An 18,625-nucleotide genomic window follows, 5' to 3' on the forward strand; every position below is an offset into this window, starting at 1 on the left:
CTCACAAAAAAATAAGACCACCCCGAACCCCCACAACGAGAACCCGAAACAGCCCAAACAGAACAACCCACAACAGGCCATCCCAAAAAACACACCATCCAGACCCACAAAGAGCCCAAACAGTCACTCAAAACATCCACACACTATCAAGTACTCAAACACCACACCCACACCCCGAACCACCACACCACAACAGCACAGCAACCCGAAAGAGGCAACCACCCAAGCATACTCACCAACCACAACCCAGTCAAACCAACCAGACCACAACCAGCAAACACACCCAAACAGCACCACCACACAACACCAGACCAAACAGCCCAACACCCCGCGGCGACAAGAAAAAACAATACACACCCACACCACACCAGAACAAATCGTGTGGCCATGACACCGAACACACTCACGTTATTAATGACGAAGACAGGCCGCGTACTTTTCAGCACGCGGCCTGTTTCCCTCAACCGATTCGACGTATGCCCACTTGTTTGCAATCGTCCAATAGGTTGAGTTTTTCATCTACCCGCCGGGACGTTCACCCATTTTGAACGCACGACGCGGAGACATATCTACCCCGAGAGAACACCGTTTCATCTGTTGTAAACGGAATGAAATGGAATCCCTTTGCTGTACCGAAGTCATTGAGTAATGGCTGCAGACCGGTGGCGTAGTCCACTGCAAACGGGATGTCATGACCCGCATCGGGACCAAACTGAGCCAAAGTTTGCGCGTGCGTGTTGCGGTGAATGCCCGGATGCATGGTCATGACCAAGCCATCTTCCACAGCCATCGCGGCCGGTTGATAGGTCATGTTCGCTTCAAAGATGAGCGCTTCTTCACGCGTGGCAGTGCCGGCCATACCTTTGTCGAACAGTCGTGCCGCCTCGTCCTGATCGAGTTTTGCAGTACGCGGGGTATGTACGCCATGGTCCGATGAAACAGCTCCATGTTCCACAAAGTATTGGCGACGGTTTGCCATTCCTTGGATGTAGCCGTTATATCCAGCAAGCCCATCACCAGTTTGTTGGATAAGGCGCTCTGCACATTCGGAGAATCTGTTAAGCCAGAACCCGGAAACTGCATCGTAAAGCTCGCTGGCATTCGATGCAGTGGGAACCTCATCTATACCGAAGACAGTGGCGAGTGCGAGGCTGGGCCAATATCCTGAAGCCGCACCATCCAATAGATTCCAATTGGTGCACAGCGTCGTCCACGCCTCCCGCGCAGTAGCCCCTGTGCTCCCACCAACTCGAAGTTGGTCCAAAGGGATCCCGTGAGAATGCAACAGCCGCGTGACGTAATGGTCAGGGCTCAGTAGAAGAGCAGTCGGGTCCGGGAAAGGAGTATCGTCTGCGATCATGTGTGCATCCACGTGCCCATGAGGGGAGATAATTGGAAGGTTTTCCACCGTCGAGTGGAGGGCACGCGCAATATTGCGGACGCCAGTGTCCGACGGAAAAAGCCGATCCGGATGAAGAATAACGGATTTCGCCATACCGCCATGGTCTCCGTAGGTCTGAAGAACACAAAGGTATTGCCATGAGCCTGAGAGCACCCGAAAGCTAGACGAGCTATGCGCGTGGAAGATCTGGCTTCCAGAGACGGGCAGATGTGGGGTAGCTCAGTTCCTGTGAGAGCTTGAGTGCTGGCACACCGATGCGGACGGTTGCATGACCGGATGCAACGCCCTCGCTGGTCAGTGTGTGCGATGTCAGGAAGGTTTCCCGGCCACCGGCCTGGATGCTGCATGGCTCAGTGTGTCCGCCCGAGTGCTTGAGCGCCACATCGTGGGCATCTGTGCCGGCAAGCATTCGTGAGCTTCGATCGTTCATTTGCGTTCTGTGTCAATGCGGCGGCAAGTGAGCCATGTGGAATGTTGACGAACGTGTAGGCGATGCTACCCATCAGGAAGTAGGTGACCGAGGCCCACATCACCGCGCTTTGGTTGCCCCGCATGGACTCCGGAATGGAGAAGCACAGGAACACCATGATGACCATCCGGCGAAATGAAGCTGTAGCTGATTGTCTTTGTGGGGATCGCATCAATGCGGCCTCCATCTGACGAACTAGGTTTAGCCTGCGCTACGCGTTTTACTGAGTCACTTTGTTGCCATTTGTTGGCGCATGTTGGAAGGCGTGCCAGTTAGGCTGGCCACAGTATTGGGACCTTAGGCGGGCGGTATCTGAGAGTCTTTTCCAGCCCGGCACGGTCTTTGTAACCTAAGGATCTTCCACGATCGGCCACTATCCCCCAGGGGTTAACTCCGCATAAAAAGACGGGGATGAAAGCATTGCTTTCATCCCCGTCTTTAACTCGGCGACATAAAGTCACATGTGCGAAGTGCGGCATTGCCTTGCAAGACAATGCACACCCTCACCCAGGATGCCGAGTTCCCGGATGAGTGCGATCGGTTAGATCAGTTCACTTCTTCTTGGTCTTCAGAGCCACAACATCAAGGTTGAGAGTCGCGAAGACATCATCGTGCAGCTTCACGGTTGCCTTGTAGCTACCGGTCGACTTGATTGGTGTTGGAACCGTGATCTGGCGACGGTCAACGACCTTGCCAGTACCTTCGGTTGCAACTTGTGCGATCTCGGCGTTGGATACAGCACCGAAGAGGCGGCCGTTGTCGCCAGCGGTCTTGGTGATCGTCAGAGTCTTGCCTTGGAGTGAGTCACGCAGAGCGTGAGCCTCTTCAAGGGACGCGATGGCGCGCTTGCGGCGCGATTCTGCGATCTGATCGACCTGCTTCTGGCCACCCTTGGTCCACGCGGTAGCGTAGCCACGAGGCACGAGGTAGTTGCGGCCGTAGCCGTCCTTGACCTCAACGATTTCGCCGGCCTGGCCGAGTCCCTGGACGTCGTGCGTAAGAATGAGCTTCATGAACGTCCTCTTTCTCAGCGAGCAGAGCTCGAGTAGGGAAGCAGAGCCATCTCACGGGCGTTCTTAATCGCCTTGGCGATCTTGCGCTGCTCCTGGACGGTGACACCGGTAACCCGACGAGCGCGGATCTTGCCCCGGTCGGAGATGAACTTGCGCAGAGTTGCGGTGTCCTTGTAATCGATGTTCGCGATCTTCGCTGACTTCAGCGGGTTAACCCTCTTCTTGGGCTTGCGAAGCACTGGCTTCGGCATTTTTGCTCCTTATATTGCGGCGGCCATTAGGCCGCCCAACGGCGTAAGCCGTTCAGAAAGTCGTGTGACAAATGGTGTTTAGAACGGAGGAAGATCATCGAAAGACGAGCCACCCGCCGGCGACTGCTGCCACGGATCGTAAGCCGATCCGCCAGAAGGCGCATCATAGGAGGCGTGGCCCTGTGATTGCCCACCTGCAGGTGCTCCGGCGCCGGCGTTACCGCCGCGGCTGGAACCGCCGTAGGAAGAGCCACCCTGACCAGAGCCACCCTGACCAGAGCCACCCTGACCAGAGCCACCCTGACCAGAGCCACCCTGACCACCGGAGACGCGGGTGACCTGTGCGCGTGCGTAACGCAGCGCTGGGCCCACCTCATCCACTTGGAGTTCAATCGATGTACGGCGTTCACCGTTGTACTCGTACTGGCGCACGGTCATACGACCAGTGACCACCACGCGCATCCCCTTTGTGAGGGATTCGGCAACGTTCTCTGCGTATTCACGCCACACGGAACAGCGCACGAACATGGCTTCGCCATCTTCCCACTGGTTCGTCTGACGATTAAGGGTCCGCGGAGTTGACGCAACGGTGAAGCTCGCGACAGGGGTGCCGGAGCTGACGTAGCGGAGCTCCGGATCGCCGGTCAAATTACCGACGATGGTTACAACCGGTTCGCCTGCCATGATTTCTCCTCTTGAGTTCTAAACTCAGGCTTCGGCGCGAAGCAGCTTGGTACGCAGAACGGCCTCGTTCAGGCCGAGCTGACGATCCAGCTCCTGTGCGGTCTGCGAGGTTGCCTTCATATTGACAACCAGGTAGATGCCTTCCGAATTCTTCTTGATGTCGTAAGCAAGGCGACGCTTGCCCCAAATGTCGACCTTCTCCAGTGAGCCGCCCTCGTTGGGGACAACCTGAAGCAGTTTGTCGACGAACGTGGAAATATTGCGCTCGTCTACAGTTGGATCGAGAATAATCATCATCTCGTAATCACGCATGCTTTTCCCACCTCCTCTGGACTATACGGTCATGGTCTTTCCATGACAGGAGGGTCAATGCGTTGGAAGCGCCATTCCCATCGGGCGATGGATCTGGCGCACCATTGGTCTACTGTACAGACTTCCACGAGGTTCGGGCCACCCGAATCCCCAAAGATGTCACGGATCTCTCCGGATCATTCTCGACGACGTCGCCCCGCATTGCCTAGTTCTTCCACAACCGGACAGTACGGAGTTTACGTATTGTCGTCGGACTTGTGAGTCGTAGTAGAAGAGCTGCGCTGTGAGTTCTGCCCATTGGTTGCATCCGTTGGTTCAGTCGCGGGGCTGGAAGAGGGGGCGGAAGTGGGCTCGTCAGTGGTCGGTTCAACCGTTGCCGGAGTGGTCGGTTCAACCGGTTCGGTGGGCTCAGTAGTCTCAATTGTTGGGGCAGTTGTCTGCGAGGGGCTGGCTGAAGGAGTCTGGGTGACTTCCTCAGTGGCGGTCGGACTTGGAGCTGAAGTGGGTTCGGATGTGGCAGTACCCGCAGGCAGGTCCGGGAAGTCTTCTACGTCCATTCCGGCCGTCGCACTCTTCATGTAATCAAGCCAAACATCTGCAGGGAAGGATCCGCCGCCAATCGCATATGGGTGATCGCCAAATCCGGAGAGGACCTCCTCCTCTCCGTTCTCGCCGATCTGATACATATCCACGATGGTGACCATCTGCGGAATATACCCACAGAACCATGCGGACCATGGACCAGAGGAGGTACCAGTTTTTCCTGCGACGGGCCGTCCCAGCTCTCCTGCCGTTTCACCAGTAGCACCCGATTCGGTGACTCCCTCAAGCGCATAGGTCAGTTGAGCCATGACGTCTTCGGAGAACACACGTTCTCCTTCATTGGCGCCCGTGTATACGGCTGTTCCGTCCGTACTCTGCACGGAGTTCACAATGTAGGTATCGTGCTGCACGCCCTGATTCGCATAAGTGGCATAAACCTTGGCCATGTCAATCGGATGGGGAGATGCGGACCCGAGTACGTTCGTCGTCGTCGCATCGAGGCCCGGCGTGTTCTCAGGTAACCCGGCCCGAATCGCAACTTCCTGCGTGTTTGCTGGGCCAACATCTTGGTTGAGCTGCACAAAAACCGTATTGACGGAGAACTTGGTGGCAGTCAACAGGTTGATGTTGCCACGGTTTGAACCATCAAAGTTCTGCACCTCGATGTCGTCGATCTTCATCGGCGAATAGGACGCATAGGTGGTATCTAGCGAATAGCCTTGCTCAAGAGCGGAGACAAGCGCGAACGGCTTGAATGTCGATCCGCCTTGCGCACGGTCTTGCGTGACGGCATTTCGCTGGCGCTCAAGATAGTCCGCACCTCCGTACATCGCGTAGATCGCACCGGTCTTCGGATCTACCGAGACCAGACCCACGTAATTGTTGTCCGGGCGATCGTCCGGCAGATTGTTGACGGCATCTACCGCCGCCTGCTGCTTGTCCTTGTCAATCGTGGTGATGATCTTGTAACCGCCGGTGCTCAGATCATCCGCGGTGAAGTCACCCGAATCAACGAGTTCACTTTCCACAGTGGACAAGAGGTATCCCGTGGTACCGGCGTAGCTGCTGGCTACGGTGGTATCGAGGGTGTCAGGGAAGGTCTGGGCATCGGCCTCGTCCTGAGTGATGTAGCCTTCCGAGACCATGTTGCGCAGAACGCGGGTCCATCGAACCTGAGCCTGATCCGGGTCCACCGCTGGATCCCACGCACTTGGTGCCGGAATCACGCCAATCAGGAGTGCTGTTTGGGAAAGTGTGAGGTCGCTGGCCGAAACTCCAAAGTACTTCTGCGAGGCGATCTCAATTCCGTATGCGCCGCGACCAAAGTAGATGGTGTTCAGGTAGTTCTCAAGGATCTCGTCTTTCGACTGCTGCCTGTCAACCTTCAGCGCGAGGATTGCCTCTTTGACCTTGCCAGCGTATCCAGTTGTGGTCCCCAGGTAGAAGCGTTCCACGTATTGCTGAGTCAGGGTGGATCCGCCCTGTTGGGCGCCGCCAGTCACATTATTGACGAGGGCGCGCGCAATACCGCGCACATCGATGCCATTGTTTGTGTAGAAGGACTGATCCTCCGAAGCAACCAGTGCGTGCGGCACAAAGTCCGGAAGAGTGTCCAGTGCGACGGCCTCGCGATCGTAATCCGCAAAGGTACCCATGACGGTCTCACCGTCGGAGTAATAGACCGTGGTCCGCTGTGCGACCGCAATCTCAGACGCTTCAGGCACCTTCAGAGTTGCGTACAGCGTGGCAAACACGCCAAGCCCTACCGCCACTACCGCGAAGATGGAGGCGATCATGAAGCGCCAGCTGGGAAGCCACCTATGGATGGGACCCAATCCTTTGCGTGGGTAATTCCAGCGCTTGCGCTTACCAGATTCCTTCAGGGCAACCGACTCCTTGGTACGTGCTTTCGCACCCGATCCCTTGTGTGCCTTCTTTGGTTCCGGCTTCTTCGACGACGACGCGATCACCGCATCGAAGTCCTGACCGTTCGAACCGCGATCTGGTTTCTTGGGCATGACTTAGTTCTGCTCCGTCCGTGCGACTCTCTTGCGCAGCGACAGTGTCTGGAGCTTGGTGCGCAGGCGCTTTCCCTCCTCCGACTCCTCCGCGGTGAAGTCCACGAAGGTGTAGGGAGTGGGTGCCTCCTCGCTGAAGAAGCCATCCTCAGATCGCCTTTCAGCCTCGCTTTCGGGAACAAGGAACGCACCCATCCAACGAGTCTTTGCACTTGAATCCACCAGCAATGCCTTAGCAAAGAGTGTCAGTGGAACAGCCAGAATCGCGCCAATAGGCCCAATTGCGACCGTCCAGAACAACAACGATATGAATGTGACAATGCTTGAGAGGCCAACGGCTTCTCCCGTGATCTTGGGTTGGAAGATCCCTTGAATCACCGCATTGATGATTGAGTAAGCCACGATAACCCAGACACCTGTGAGCCAACCGGAGTCTAGTGCACCCATGAGTGCCGGAGGTATGACGCCGATGATGAAACCGATGTTCGGAACATAGTTCGTGATGAAAGAAAACAGTGCCCACGCCACCGGCATCGGGACGTCAAGGAAGTAGAGAACGATTCCGTTCACAATCGCAACAATGAGGCCAAAGATGGTGGAAACAAGCCAGTACTGACGCACCCGACCTTCAAAAGACGCGAGCGAGGCGTAGAGCATCGAATCGTGTTCCTTCACCACGCGCGCCCTTGTGTTCATGGTGAGTGAGTCGACAGTTATGAACATCAGAGCAAGTGCGATGACCGCCACAAAACTTCCGACACTTGAGATCGTGCCTGCGGCCGTCATGACGGTGGTAAGCGCCTGGCTGACATTCAGGGCACCGAGAACCTGTTCTGTGATTTGGTCAGTGGCAAAGCCTTGGTTCTGAGCAAACTGAAGAACGGAATCCACCGCATCTTGGAAGACCGGGGCATAGGACTTGACAACATCCGGAAGTCCTACGAGCGACCAGGTCATGAGCGCCACGATGAGCAACAGAGCACACGCGATCGTTGTGAGGGTTGCAACTGCGGAGAGCCACATTGGCACGCGCTTCTTGACGAGCCAGCGGTGAATCGGGCGAACGGTAAGCACCAAGGTCAGAGCGAAGAAGATCGGACCAAAGATGCCTCTGACCTGGTAGAGGCCCACAAACGTAATCGTTGTGATCGCTCCGAGAAACAAGAACTTTATGCCGGCTGGCATCGACCCGTAAGCGCTGTTGTCCACAGATCTGCGCCCCGAGCTTGCTGTATAACGCGGCGTATCCGCCTGCTCAACCTCGCTGGTATCTTCGGAGGACGGCGCGTTGCCCGTACGCTCTTGGCCGGATTCCTGCGCCGCTGCACCGCCCGCTGAGGAAGGTTGAGCTACGTATGGCGTCATCTCAGGAATGCGTTGTGCACCTTCAGCGGCCTTGGCCTCTTTATCTGCGCCCATCGTCTCTTCCACGCGTTCAGCATCATTAGTGGATGCCATGAGATTCCTCCGCTCGTTAATGCACGATCGTGGCGTTGCCGCCACGACTCAGATTTCCATAATCGGGGATTCAACCCGGCCATGTGACTGGGCGCGCTGTGGCCTCGCGACGCGGTTCAGTGGCCGTTCTTGCTGAACACAACTGCGAAAAGCGTATGGCACACCACCCACTCTGAACAATTACGCCAGACACATTGCGGCCAAAATTGGTACATACACATCGTGAAAACTGAGTGACAGATATATCGGTTCGATATATCATCAGTCGGTAAGGTCAATTACTAAGGACTGTCTTGGCTCCTACAACACCCAGAACGCAAGTTCTCAATCTGGCGATTCTCGGATTCCTTTCCGAGGGTCCCCAACACGGTTATGCCGTGCGGAAGTACCTTAACCTTTCGCTCGGCACATTCCGCACGCTTAGTTATGGGTCCCTCTACCCGGCCTTGCGCCGCTTGGAGGAATCCGGTCACATCGAGTCTCATGAGACTCCGCCCGCCCCTGGCGCCCTTCGGAAGAAGATCACGTACACGATCACAGAAGAAGGACGCGACTACCTAGACAACGAACTGTCCTCGGTAGGTTCAGTGGATTGGGAGGATGGCGCATTCGATGTCCGCTTCCAGATGTTCGGCTCAACTGACATCGCAACTCGTTTGCGGATCCTCGAGGGCCGTTACACCCGGATGCTTGAGCGCCGGGAGGCGCTCAAGCTGTGGTCGGATATCGCAGGCCGTCACGCAGATTCGTATGCGGCCGAACTTGCGCGCCATGGATTGGCACAGGTGCAAGCAGAAGTCAGATGGCTCGAGCAGATGATTGACAAGGAGAGGCGTGTTCGGCCCGCCGATCGGCGTGTTACCGAGTGAGCGCCTTACCTAAACCCTCAATGACGTTGGTTTGGACCAACACCTAGGAGAACAGATGAGCAAGATTCGTGTCGGGATCGTCGGAGTCGGAAACTGCGCGTCATCCCTTATTCAGGGCACCCGCTACTACAAGGATGCAGATCCCAGCGGCACCGTGCCCGGCCTGATGCATGTCAAGTTTGGCGACTACCACGTGAGTGACATCGAATTCGTGACGGCCTTCGACGTCGACGCCAAAAAGGTTGGCTACGACCTCGCGGATGCCATTCTCGCTTCAGAGAACAACACCATCAAGATTTGCGACGTTCCCGAAACGGGCGTTATTGTGCAGCGCGGCCACACCTACGATGGTCTGGGCAAGTACTACCAGCAGCAGGTTGAAGAATCTCCTGCCGAACCGGTAGATGTTGTTCAGGTCCTCAAAGACAAGCAGGTTGACGTTCTGGTGAGCTACCTTCCGGTTGGCTCTGAGCACGCCGCTAAGTTCTACGCACAGTGCGCGATCGACGCCAAGGTTGCCTTCGTCAACGCAATGCCTGTGTTCATCGGTTCCACCAAGGAATGGAGCGACAAGTTCGCAGCCGCAGGCGTCCCTGTAGTAGGCGACGACATCAAGTCGCAGATCGGTGCGACCATCACCCACCGCGTCCTCGCCAAGCTTTTCGAAGATCGGGGAGTGACACTCGATCGCACTTACCAGCTCAACGTGGGCGGCAACATGGACTTCATGAACATGTTGGAACGCGAGCGCCTGGAATCCAAGAAGATTTCCAAGACCAACGCCGTCCAGTCCAACCTGCACCACAAGCTCGATCCGCACAACGTGCATATTGGCCCCTCGGACTACGTGGCGTGGCTGGACGACCGCAAGTGGGCATTCGTCCGCCTCGAGGGCCGCAACTTTGGCGATGCCCCTGTGTCGCTCGAATACAAGCTCGAGGTGTGGGATTCTCCTAACTCAGCAGGAATCATCATTGACGCAGTCCGCGCCGCCAAGATTGGCCTGGACCGCGGCATCGGTGGCGAACTCCTTTCCGCAGCGTCCTACTTCATGAAGTCACCCATGGAACAGCGCGCCGACGACGACGCAAAGGCTTCCGTTGAGGCCTTCATCCGCGGTGACGTTGAGCGTTAATCAATGAGTAGTGCGCGGCGGTGAAGTTCGCCGCCGCGCACTACGGACAACAAGGAAGGGATGGAAAGCAGTCACATGCTTTCCATCCCTTCCTTGCAGCTTCGCAACGATTCCTAGATCAGGTCCGGATCTTCGACCTCGCGCGGTACGTTGTTAAGCATCCGGACGACGCGGCGATAGCTCAGTGCCACAACCCAGACGAAGACAATGAGGAAGATCTGGACTGGCCGCGACCACCCCGTATTAGGCAGAAAGATGATAGAGATTCCTGCTGCCACACATTCGGCAACATTGAAGAGCACGTCATAGATGGAGAATGCTCGGCCGCGGTATGCGTCCGCGGTGTCTGTTTGGACAATCGTATCCACTGCGATCTTCGCGCCCTGAACACCAATCCCGAAGATGAAAAGCCCAATGACAAACGGGATCTGCGCTGGTGAGATAACGATGATGATCTGACCCACCGTGCCCCCCAACAAGCAGACGACTATCCACGTGGATGGCGCCATTCGCTCGTGTGCGATAGGAGTGAGTAGGACCGCTCCAAAATGACCGATCGTCATGGCGGCCATGAGCGTTCCGAAGGCGGCCAAGCCAGCATTGGCATCCGTGGAATCTACTAAGAGATTCCGGCCAGCAAGAATGATCGTAATGAGCTGCATTCCATATACGAAGCGATGCAAGGCCATTGTGGAGAGCGCCAGTCCCGGAGTTCCCCGACGAACGAGGTAGCGCACCGCTTTGACCAAGTCCATGGCTGCAGCCGAAACCTGACCTCTCAACGACGACGTGAGATCTGGCTTCTCGGGGCCAAGCTCATCAGGCCCAAGCGCACGCGCCACAAAAGAAGAAGCAAAGAACAACAGTGCAGCGATCACCAAAGAAGCTGACTGTTGCGCATCGCCCTCGGAGATGAAAAGCCTGAGCAGGAAGCCGATCACGGCCCCCACCCCTGTTGCAATTCCACCCAACGTGGGAACCACAGAGTTGGCCATAAGGAGGTGTTCCTTTGACCCCACTACCATTGGCAGACCTGCCGAGAGCCCTGAGAGCATGAACCTCGAGATACCCAGAGCTACAAGGACAAGAATGTAGACCGGCAGACCTTCGCCGAATACTTCTAGGGCAAGGATTACCCCTACCACGAGGACCGCGCGGAGGAGATTGCCGAACACCAGAACCTGCCTGCGGCGCCACCGGTCCAAGAACGGACCGGTGAACGGCCCAACAATCGAGAACGGCAGGAGCATGACCACGAGCGCGGAAGCTACGCCTGCGGCATCGGTGGCGGACTCAGGGCTGAAGAAGAACAGCGAGGCCAAACCAGCCTGGAGCATGCCATCACCACATTGGGATACTAAGCGCACCCCGAGCAGCTTCTGAAAACCGCTCTTCTGAGCAAGAACCTTGAGATCCTCAACAAGTCTCATGCTGTGATCTCCTCGTGGTTTTCGCTCCACCAGGCCAGAAGGCGCTGGACGGCGTCGTCGTGCTCCAGCGGACCCTCGTCAAGGCGCAAGTTGAGCATGAAGGTGCGTGCTTTACCCACAGCCGGTCCAGGCTTGAGGTGGAGCAACTCCATGATCTCTGCGCCATCAAGGTCTGGCCGAATCGCATCCAGTTCCTCTTGATCAGCGATTTCCACGATCCGCGAAGCAAGCTTGTCACCAGCTGCCTGAAGTGCGGCCACCTTGCGCGCGTTTTGGGACGTGATGTCCGCCCGAATCAGGCGGAGAAGGCGCGAGAGAAGCGGACCAGCATCACGTACAAAGCGGCGCACAGCTGAATCAGACCAATCTCCCTCTGAATATCCGAAGGCACGCAAGTGCAGGCTCACCAGCTTGCACACATCTTTTTCAGTCTGCTTGTCAAAACGCAAGGCCCGCATCCGCTTGCCTGCGAGCTTCGCACCAACAATGTCATGGGCGCGGAAGGTGACAGTGCCGTTCGATTCAAATTGGCGGGTGGCAGGCTTTCCGATGTCATGGAACAAAGCGGCCAGCCGAAGCACAAGATCAGGAGCAGGCAGAGGGGCGGCCAGCGCGCCATCTGGCCCCAACGGCTGGGACTCCAATGCAATCGCCTGATCCACCACCGTCAAGGTGTGTTCGTACACGTCTTTGTGGCGATGCTGGGCATCCACAGTGTGCTGCAAGACGGCAACCTCGGGAAGCACGATGCTAGCCACGCCCGTATACACCATGAGCTCGATTCCGCGGCGAGGACTAGGTGCCAGCATCATCCGTTCTATCTCTGAACGGATCCTTTCTGCAGAGACAATCGTGAGGCGTTCAGCCATCTCACCCATTGCCTCCATGACGTCGGCAGAAACATCAAAACCGAGTTGGGCGGTAAACCGGGCGGCGCGCATAATGCGCAACGGGTCGTCGTCGAAAGACTGACGCGCAGTCACTGGAGTGCGCAGAACACCATTCACCAAATCGTCTAGTCCGCCACATGGATCCACGAGTTCGATGCCCGGGAGGCGCACTGCCATCGCATTGACAGTGAAGTCACGGCGAGTAAGATCGCCCTCCAGGTTGTCGCCAAAATCGACCTCTGGTTTGCGTGAGCCTATCTCATACACATCCGAGCGATATGTTGTGACTTCAACGGTTAAGCTGCCCAGTTGCGCACCAATTGTGCCGAACTCCTTGCCAATATCCCACGTGGTGGACGCCCATGAACCAAGCAAGGATTCGGTCTCATCAGGACGCGCCGAGGTGGTCAAATCGAAGTCATGAATAGGCAGGCCAAGGAAGGCGTCTCGAACTGGACCACCCACAAGTGCCAATTCGTGTCCCGCATCTGCGAAAATGGTTCCTAGTTCATATATGGCGCTAGGAAGATTGCCCAGCGTCCGTTGCCCCTGCACAAGCAAATGGGCGCGGCGATTCACCTGCCCCATATCCGTCAGTTGTTCCGACTCATTGCCTACTTCGCGTTCTGTCACCCTATAAGGGTGCCATGAGCAGCCCTCGCCGGGCACATGCGCCGGGACACATCACTACAGTTGTGAGATATGTCGAGACAATCACCCTTGCCGGCACCGCATGGCCGGCATCAGCAGTGGAGGCGTAGCGCGGCCTCATACCAGGCTGCTGCTCGACGCCATTCGCTGCCCGTGGTCAATGAAACAAGTGCTGGCGGCGTGGTTATCTCGGTCCAGGGCGGTAAGGCCTACGCAGCCGTCATCGCCCGCAGGAATCGCGGCGGACGCCTCGAATGGTGCCTTCCCAAAGGGCACCTTGAAGGAACTGAAACGGCTGAGCAGGCTGCCATTCGCGAGATCTCTGAAGAGACCGGCATCACCGGGCGGATCCTCAAGCACTTGGCCACCATCGATTACTGGTTCTCTGGGACCGATCGCCGCGTCCACAAAGAAGTCCACCACTTCCTCTTAGAAGCACTTTCGGGGGAGCTGACAACAGAGAATGACCCGGATCGTGAAGCAGAAAAGGTTGAATGGGTTCTTCTGGATCGCGTTTCCTCTCGCCTCGCGTACCCAAACGAACGCCGCATTGTGGCGCATGCTCGCGACATTCTGATGGGACGGGAATGACATGGCAAACCTCAAACGCCTAGTCACGGCATGTGTTTCAGCAATAGCGATTTCGTGTTCGGTTGCGTTGGCTCCAGCACAAGCGGAGCCGACGACGGCGTCGTCCAGCCAGGCCGTCACTTCCGAGCCCACATCACAAACTGCGGCCATCACATCCACTGATCCCTCGATCGTTATTACGTCCGTTGGCGATTCTCTGCTCGAACCGGATGAAGATCTCACGGTTGAAGCGACAGTAACCAACCCCGGCACAGAGCCGTTCACCGTGACAGAAGAATCACTGTGGGGGCAACGGCAGTCAGCGCTCACCCGCACGCGGTTGCTCAACTTCATGAGAGGCAACGCTGTTGCGCTAGACCAGCTGGCCTCGGACCCGACCGAACGCGTAGTAGCAGCCGGTGAGTCCATTACCTTCTCATTCACTGTTGATCGGGACTCCCTCAGGTGGGGAACAAGCGAGGCGGTGTGGGGTCCCCATGGGGTGGAAATGTCGGTGACGCTCTCAGATGGCAGTAGGTTATCGGACCGCAGCGTAGTGGTGGCCACTCCAAGCTACACACTCACTCCTATGCCGACGGGTGTTGTGGTGCCCCTCAATGTCTCTGCCACAGAGATGAGTTCCTCCTCCACGTTGCAGGATACGATCGCCACCAACTTGGCCGCTGGCACGGAGACGACGCCGGAGCCCAGTGAGGAACCCACCGACGAACCAACAGAGGATGCGACCACTGACTCCGCAGATTCAGCAAGCCCCACACAAAGCGTGGACGCTACGCAGAGCGCTTCTCCATCTGCTGAGTCATCTGAATCTGCTGACCCTGAGTCCCCCTCAGGAAGCAACGAATCCAGACTTTCTACAACTCTGAGCGCACTATCCATTAATGGCGTAACGGTCGCATTGCAGCCAGAATCCATTGCCCAAGCCAGTTCCACTGGCGATGCTTCGGCCGAAGATGGTTCCACTGGCGATTCTTCGTCATCGCTGAGCACCGCCGCTCTGCGCGAGTTCACGTCCACGAGCGGATCTCAGCTGATCCTCATGCCCTCACAGGATGCGGATGCCACGGCACTCATTCAAGCGAACCGCGGCAACACGCTCATTTCCATGTACTCCTCGGCCTCTGGAACTGTGGCACCAACAGGTATTACCGCTCTGTCAAACATCGCGGTTTCCACCCCCAGCGCCGATCAGGACACGCTCGCAACTCTGGTAACTGCTGGAGTGGGCGGCGTCGTCGTCGCTGGAGATGAAGTAACCCCGACCGGATATCGCTACTACACACCCAGCGCGCGCACAGATATCTCCGTGGCGGACTCAGGAGTCTCTGCTGAGGAGGGGTCGGCACGTTCCATCGCAGCACTCGCTACAGATGCCACAATTTCGGCAGCGCTGGCTGGCGTACTGGTCGAGGAAGATCACTCCACTGCAACCAGCGATGATCCGATCAACTTGACCGCACTTGACTCGCAGCAGCTCGTTGTGGCCCTTTCCGCGGTGACGTATCGCGAACGGCCCAATGACTCACGCGCAGTGCTGTTGGCCGTGGACCGATCAGGCGTTCTCCATTACGGAAACACGGACCCTGCTGAAGCCGAGGGAGACGATGCGCTCGCCGCAGAAAACCTCTCCGCCACCATAAGCGCACTCATGAGTGCGCCGTGGGTGCAGCCGACCACGGTATCCGACATGCTCAGTTTGACGGCTTCAACCTCACCGCGCGAAAGCCTGCCGGCGAGCACGGATGCCACGGGCACAGTCACCGCCACAGAAATCTCAGCTTCGGAATCTGCATTCACAAGAATATCTTCGGTGGCGAACCTCGCCGCAGAGTCCAGTTTGATCACAACACCAAGCTCTCTGGTTGTGCAGCAATTGACTGCCACTGCTTGGCGCTCCAACGAATCCGGACGTGCTGAAAAACTCAGCGAACTACTGGACGTGGCGTCGAGTTTATCCACGGCGATCAGCGTTGAGCAGTCCTCCGCTATCAATATCATTTCCCAGGCCACCGAACTGCCAATACACGTAACGAACGATCTACCGGTGGACGTTGGGGTAGTGGTCAGCTTGGAGAGTAAGGACGTCCGTATCAGTCCAGGAAAGGCCGTAGCCGTCACTATTCCGGCTAACTCAACCACCAAGGTGATGATTCCTGTTGAAGCCACCGGTTCTGGAAACGCATCGGTTACTGTCAACGTGCTCAGCCCATCCGGCGAGGTAGTCGGAGTATCCCAAGCTTTCGATATTCGCGTGCGTGCGGATTGGGAGAATGTTGGCACGTTGATCGTGGCCATACTTCTTGCTTTGGTTCTGGTGTTGGGAGTTGTTCGTTCGTTGCGGCGCGGCCCGCGTAGCGAGGCCGATCTACCTTCTGCCGACGACGTCGCCTACAAGGATTCCGACGCTGCCGATGATCGTGGCGCTACCAGTTCCCTCTAGCGGCGCTACCAGTTCCCTCTAGCGGCGCTACCAGTTCCCACAACCTCCCGCACTGTGACGGAAGCGCGTTCGCAGAATTCTTTGTGGCACTCCGGATAGAATCGGCGAAGAATATGCTTTGTGGGCGCGGACTGCACCCACTCTGTGCCATTACTTGGAGGATGCACGTTGAATCAACTTGGTGAAGCAGGTCAGCTCATCGCCCGGCGCTACCAGTTGGTCGAGCCAACCCCTAACCAGTTGGGAATCGAATCGGCCCGGCTGTGGTACGCCACGGATACGCTGTTGAGCAAGCGAGTGCGGCTCATCATGCTCGATCCTGCGGCACCAACCACTGCCGATGCACTGGATGCGGCACGCCGCACAGCACTTCTGGACAATGCACATACCGTTCGTGTGCGCTCAGTTGCTGACAGCACTGATTCGAGTCTCTTCCCATTCATCTGCACGGAGATTCCGATTGGAGCGCAACTCAGTTCTTTCCTTACTGGAGCGCAGGTGCCCGCCGATCAAGTGCATGCTCTAGCAGGCGAGGTTGCTTCGATTCTTGCTGACGCTCGCGACCAGGGTATTCGCCATCTACACCTGACGTCAGATTCTGTGTGGATTGACAGTTCAGGCGAGGTGTATGTGGACGGCTTAGGAATCATGGCTGCGCTTGCCGGACGAAACACCGCAGAGCTCAGTTCGGAAGAGGATCGTCTTGAGGCCAAAGGCGTGGTGGCACTTGCCGCAGCAATGCTGATCGGGCACCCCCATCCGAGCGAACAGCAGATTGCCTCAGCCGTCGAAGCCGGAACAAGCGACCTAGAGCTTCCAGAGCGCCTTCGTACCGCATTCATCAGGGAATTCAATGGGCAGGGTGCTCTGTCCACAAGTGACCTTGTCCGAGAACTCGTTCCGTGGGGTCGCATTGATCAGCCACGGCTAAGCATGCATTCGTGGGCAGGTCACCGCGTGAATGACGATTCCGTGCCAGTTCAGGAAGCAGCAGCGAACCTTTCTGGCAGCAACACGGAGGAGTTCAACGCAGAACTGCGCGGAGAGGCATCGAACGGCACGCCTGTGAAACACACTGATGCGAATCGTGTGGCTGCTACCGAATCGTCTCCGTTGAGCCCCAAGTGGCCCTCTGTCTCTCCCGAATCTCTAGATCCAGCAGGTCGCGCATCGCTACTGCAGGCTGCTGCCGGCGCGGCTGGCGCGGCTGGCGTAGCAGGCGTAGCAGGCGCAGCAGGCGCAGCAGGCGCAGCAGGCGCAGTAGGCGCAGCAGGCGCAGCAGGCGCAGCAGGCGCAGCTGGACTTGCTGGAAGTGCCGGAGCTTCTGCCTCCGGAGCAGACACTCCGCGATCACCAGCCCACGCATCACCTGAGGTCTTCGAGGCAGACCAAGCGTCCTCCGCCACCTCGAACGACTCTGAGAATCACACGTTCGGCGAATCCTCGACCGATCAAGATCTGGCTGAGGCACCAGTTCAGGAGAGTATGGCTCCCAATGAACCCGCCACCACGGTCATTCAGACGCCATATGCACCGCCAACAAGCCAGGTCCTAGACTCTTCTGTGAACCTCGAGGCAGGATCACCAATAGCGCCTGCCACCAGCGATACTAGAGTGGAAGTTCCACCCATGGCCGCCACCGTTGCCATGGGTCCCACACAAGCCGAACCAACGCCGCCCGTTGGAACCGCCCACAATCAAGGTTTGTCGATGAAGCCGCAGTTTCCATCACCTGAACGCACTCAGCCTCAGCAAGGCGCTGCCCAGATACCGCCGCGCGCACCCGCCCCGCAGAGCGATGATTCAGGCAAACGCCGCTACAACCCGTCGAAGGTGTTCGTGGCTGGGGCGATAATTCTGGTCGCACTCTCAGGTGCTTGGGCCGTGCACACGCTTACGGATCCGCCGCAGGTACCGTCCTCCTCTTCGACCGCCTCGGCAGTTCCCTCAGAATCTGCATCAAGCAGTGCCTCCGAATCCCCAAGTGCGCCCGCCACAACTACCGCAGCGCTTCCAGCCCCAACCATCTCGTCAGTGACTCTTCTGAACCCACAAGCCGCTGAGCTCGACCCCTCCACAGTGGACACGCAGGACAGCCCCTCAACGGTTGTCAATGCATACGACGGCGACGCCTCCACATCTTGGCGCTCGTGGTGGTATTCAAACCCGAGCTTCGTGGGCAAGGAAGGTATCGGGCTTGAAATCCAGCTCACAGAGGAAGCACAGGTCAACGAGGTCATCCTTCAGGTAAACGGAAGCGGCGGAAACGTCCAGTGGCTTGACACCACGGCGGCCGCACCTAGCACGGGCACTGTTCTGGCAGAGGGCTCGATGTCTTCCTCTACCTCGCTCAAGCCGTCCGAATCGCAGGCGACCAGCACGATTATTCTCTGGTTCAACTCTTTGCCAACCGATCCAGATGGGCAGTACCGCATCGATCTTGCTGAGATCACTGTTCAATGATGCAGA

16 protein-coding genes are annotated in these 18,625 nt (G+C 57.3%); 5 read left to right on the plus strand and 11 right to left on the minus strand.

Annotated elements, in window-relative coordinates; all coding sequences use genetic code 11:
• Positions 1 to 535: 535 nt before the first annotated feature.
• The 9 genes from H2O17_RS11305 to H2O17_RS11345 form a co-directional block, all read right to left on the minus strand.
• Positions 536 to 1,495 (minus strand): glucuronate isomerase, encoded by a 960-nt coding sequence (locus H2O17_RS11305; protein WP_182049758.1) that lies wholly within the window; start codon positions 1,493 to 1,495, stop codon positions 536 to 538.
• Between the two features lie 76 nt (positions 1,496 to 1,571).
• Positions 1,572 to 1,832 carry a hypothetical protein gene (locus tag H2O17_RS11310; RefSeq protein ID WP_182051065.1) on the minus strand — a complete coding sequence of 87 codons (261 nt, stop codon included), beginning with the start codon at positions 1,830 to 1,832 and terminating at the stop codon, positions 1,572 to 1,574.
• On the minus strand, positions 1,753 to 2,058 hold the full coding sequence (locus H2O17_RS11855) for an MFS transporter (protein WP_425486304.1): 306 nt from the start codon (positions 2,056 to 2,058) through the stop codon (positions 1,753 to 1,755). Before H2O17_RS11855 ends, H2O17_RS11310 begins: the two co-directional genes overlap by 80 nt.
• Positions 2,059 to 2,422: 364 nt before the next feature.
• Entirely contained in the window at positions 2,423 to 2,884 is a 462-nt protein-coding gene (gene rplI, locus H2O17_RS11320; RefSeq protein WP_182049760.1) for a 50S ribosomal protein L9, read from the minus strand.
• A gap of 14 nt (positions 2,885 to 2,898) precedes the next feature.
• Positions 2,899 to 3,135 carry a 30S ribosomal protein S18 gene (gene rpsR / locus H2O17_RS11325; protein ID WP_182049761.1) on the minus strand — a complete coding sequence of 79 codons (237 nt, stop codon included), beginning with the start codon at positions 3,133 to 3,135 and terminating at the stop codon, positions 2,899 to 2,901.
• Between the two features lie 78 nt (positions 3,136 to 3,213).
• On the minus strand, positions 3,214 to 3,819 hold the full coding sequence (locus H2O17_RS11330) for a single-stranded DNA-binding protein (protein ID WP_182049762.1): 606 nt from the start codon (positions 3,817 to 3,819) through the stop codon (positions 3,214 to 3,216).
• Between the two features lie 24 nt (positions 3,820 to 3,843).
• Positions 3,844 to 4,131 carry a 30S ribosomal protein S6 gene (rpsF, locus tag H2O17_RS11335; protein ID WP_182049763.1) on the minus strand — a complete coding sequence of 96 codons (288 nt, stop codon included), beginning with the start codon at positions 4,129 to 4,131 and terminating at the stop codon, positions 3,844 to 3,846.
• A 236-nt stretch (positions 4,132 to 4,367) separates the two neighbouring features.
• Positions 4,368 to 6,692 carry a transglycosylase domain-containing protein gene (locus H2O17_RS11340; RefSeq protein ID WP_182049764.1) on the minus strand — a complete coding sequence of 775 codons (2,325 nt, stop codon included), beginning with the start codon at positions 6,690 to 6,692 and terminating at the stop codon, positions 4,368 to 4,370.
• Between the two features lie 3 nt (positions 6,693 to 6,695).
• Positions 6,696 to 8,150 (minus strand): AI-2E family transporter, encoded by a 1,455-nt coding sequence (locus H2O17_RS11345; RefSeq protein WP_182049765.1) that lies wholly within the window; start codon positions 8,148 to 8,150, stop codon positions 6,696 to 6,698.
• A 293-nt stretch (positions 8,151 to 8,443) separates the two neighbouring features.
• Between H2O17_RS11345 and H2O17_RS11350 the strand changes: the two genes are divergently transcribed.
• Together H2O17_RS11350 and H2O17_RS11355 are read left to right on the plus strand one after the other, a co-directional pair.
• A complete protein-coding gene (locus tag H2O17_RS11350) occupies positions 8,444 to 9,019 on the plus strand; it encodes a PadR family transcriptional regulator (RefSeq protein WP_182049766.1) in 576 nt (191 codons plus the stop codon).
• A 55-nt stretch (positions 9,020 to 9,074) separates the two neighbouring features.
• Positions 9,075 to 10,154: an inositol-3-phosphate synthase gene (locus H2O17_RS11355; protein WP_182049767.1), complete on the plus strand. Its 1,080-nt coding sequence runs from the start codon at positions 9,075 to 9,077 to the stop codon at positions 10,152 to 10,154.
• Positions 10,155 to 10,267: 113 nt separating this feature from the next.
• Here the strand turns inward: H2O17_RS11355 and H2O17_RS11360 are convergent, their stop codons facing one another.
• Together H2O17_RS11360 and H2O17_RS11365 are read right to left on the minus strand one after the other, a co-directional pair.
• Positions 10,268 to 11,584, minus strand: coding sequence for an MFS transporter (locus H2O17_RS11360; RefSeq protein ID WP_182049768.1), 1,317 nt, complete (start codon positions 11,582 to 11,584; stop codon positions 10,268 to 10,270).
• Positions 11,581 to 13,062: a CCA tRNA nucleotidyltransferase gene (locus H2O17_RS11365; protein ID WP_182051062.1), complete on the minus strand. Its 1,482-nt coding sequence runs from the start codon at positions 13,060 to 13,062 to the stop codon at positions 11,581 to 11,583. Before H2O17_RS11365 ends, H2O17_RS11360 begins: the two co-directional genes overlap by 4 nt.
• Before the next feature lie 114 nt (positions 13,063 to 13,176).
• Here H2O17_RS11365 and H2O17_RS11370 point away from each other — a divergent pair, with 114 nt between their 5' ends.
• The 3 genes from H2O17_RS11370 to H2O17_RS11380 all read left to right on the plus strand — a co-directional run bounded on the left by H2O17_RS11370 (position 13,177) and on the right by H2O17_RS11380 (position 18,619).
• Positions 13,177 to 13,716: an NUDIX hydrolase gene (locus H2O17_RS11370; RefSeq protein WP_182049769.1), complete on the plus strand. Its 540-nt coding sequence runs from the start codon at positions 13,177 to 13,179 to the stop codon at positions 13,714 to 13,716.
• A 1-nt stretch (position 13,717) separates the two neighbouring features.
• Positions 13,718 to 16,156 (plus strand): DUF6049 family protein, encoded by a 2,439-nt coding sequence (locus tag H2O17_RS11375; protein WP_182049770.1) that lies wholly within the window; start codon positions 13,718 to 13,720, stop codon positions 16,154 to 16,156.
• Between the two features lie 168 nt (positions 16,157 to 16,324).
• A complete protein-coding gene (locus H2O17_RS11380; protein ID WP_182049771.1) occupies positions 16,325 to 18,619 on the plus strand; it encodes a protein kinase family protein in 2,295 nt (764 codons plus the stop codon).
• Positions 18,620 to 18,625: the final 6 nt, after the last annotated feature.

The sequence above is a fragment of the Changpingibacter yushuensis genome (assembly GCF_014041995.1).
GTDB classification, from domain to species: Bacteria; Actinomycetota; Actinomycetes; order Actinomycetales; family Actinomycetaceae; genus Changpingibacter; species Changpingibacter yushuensis.

What these genes read in the sequence shown, in the direction of transcription:
- H2O17_RS11360 (WP_182049768.1), bottom strand. Translation starts at nt 11,584, where the DNA reads ATGAGACTTGTTGAGGATCTCAAGGTTCTTGCTCAGAAGAGCGGTTTT.
- H2O17_RS11855 (WP_425486304.1), bottom strand. Translation starts at nt 2,058, where the DNA reads ATGGAGGCCGCATTGATGCGATCCCCACAAAGACAATCAGCTACAGCT.
- H2O17_RS11305 (WP_182049758.1), bottom strand. Translation starts at nt 1,495, where the DNA reads ATGGCGAAATCCGTTATTCTTCATCCGGATCGGCTTTTTCCGTCGGAC.
- rpsF (WP_182049763.1), bottom strand. Translation starts at nt 4,131, where the DNA reads ATGCGTGATTACGAGATGATGATTATTCTCGATCCAACTGTAGACGAG.
- rpsR (WP_182049761.1), bottom strand. Translation starts at nt 3,135, where the DNA reads ATGCCGAAGCCAGTGCTTCGCAAGCCCAAGAAGAGGGTTAACCCGCTG.
- H2O17_RS11365 (WP_182051062.1), bottom strand. Translation starts at nt 13,062, where the DNA reads ATGGGGCAGGTGAATCGCCGCGCCCATTTGCTTGTGCAGGGGCAACGG.
- H2O17_RS11330 (WP_182049762.1), bottom strand. Translation starts at nt 3,819, where the DNA reads ATGGCAGGCGAACCGGTTGTAACCATCGTCGGTAATTTGACCGGCGAT.
- rplI (WP_182049760.1), bottom strand. Translation starts at nt 2,884, where the DNA reads ATGAAGCTCATTCTTACGCACGACGTCCAGGGACTCGGCCAGGCCGGC.
- H2O17_RS11355 (WP_182049767.1), top strand. Translation starts at nt 9,075, where the DNA reads ATGAGCAAGATTCGTGTCGGGATCGTCGGAGTCGGAAACTGCGCGTCA.
- H2O17_RS11370 (WP_182049769.1), top strand. Translation starts at nt 13,177, where the DNA reads ATGTCGAGACAATCACCCTTGCCGGCACCGCATGGCCGGCATCAGCAG.
- H2O17_RS11310 (WP_182051065.1), bottom strand. Translation starts at nt 1,832, where the DNA reads ATGAACGATCGAAGCTCACGAATGCTTGCCGGCACAGATGCCCACGAT.
- H2O17_RS11340 (WP_182049764.1), bottom strand. Translation starts at nt 6,692, where the DNA reads ATGCCCAAGAAACCAGATCGCGGTTCGAACGGTCAGGACTTCGATGCG.
- H2O17_RS11345 (WP_182049765.1), bottom strand. Translation starts at nt 8,150, where the DNA reads ATGGCATCCACTAATGATGCTGAACGCGTGGAAGAGACGATGGGCGCA.
- H2O17_RS11375 (WP_182049770.1), top strand. Translation starts at nt 13,718, where the DNA reads ATGGCAAACCTCAAACGCCTAGTCACGGCATGTGTTTCAGCAATAGCG.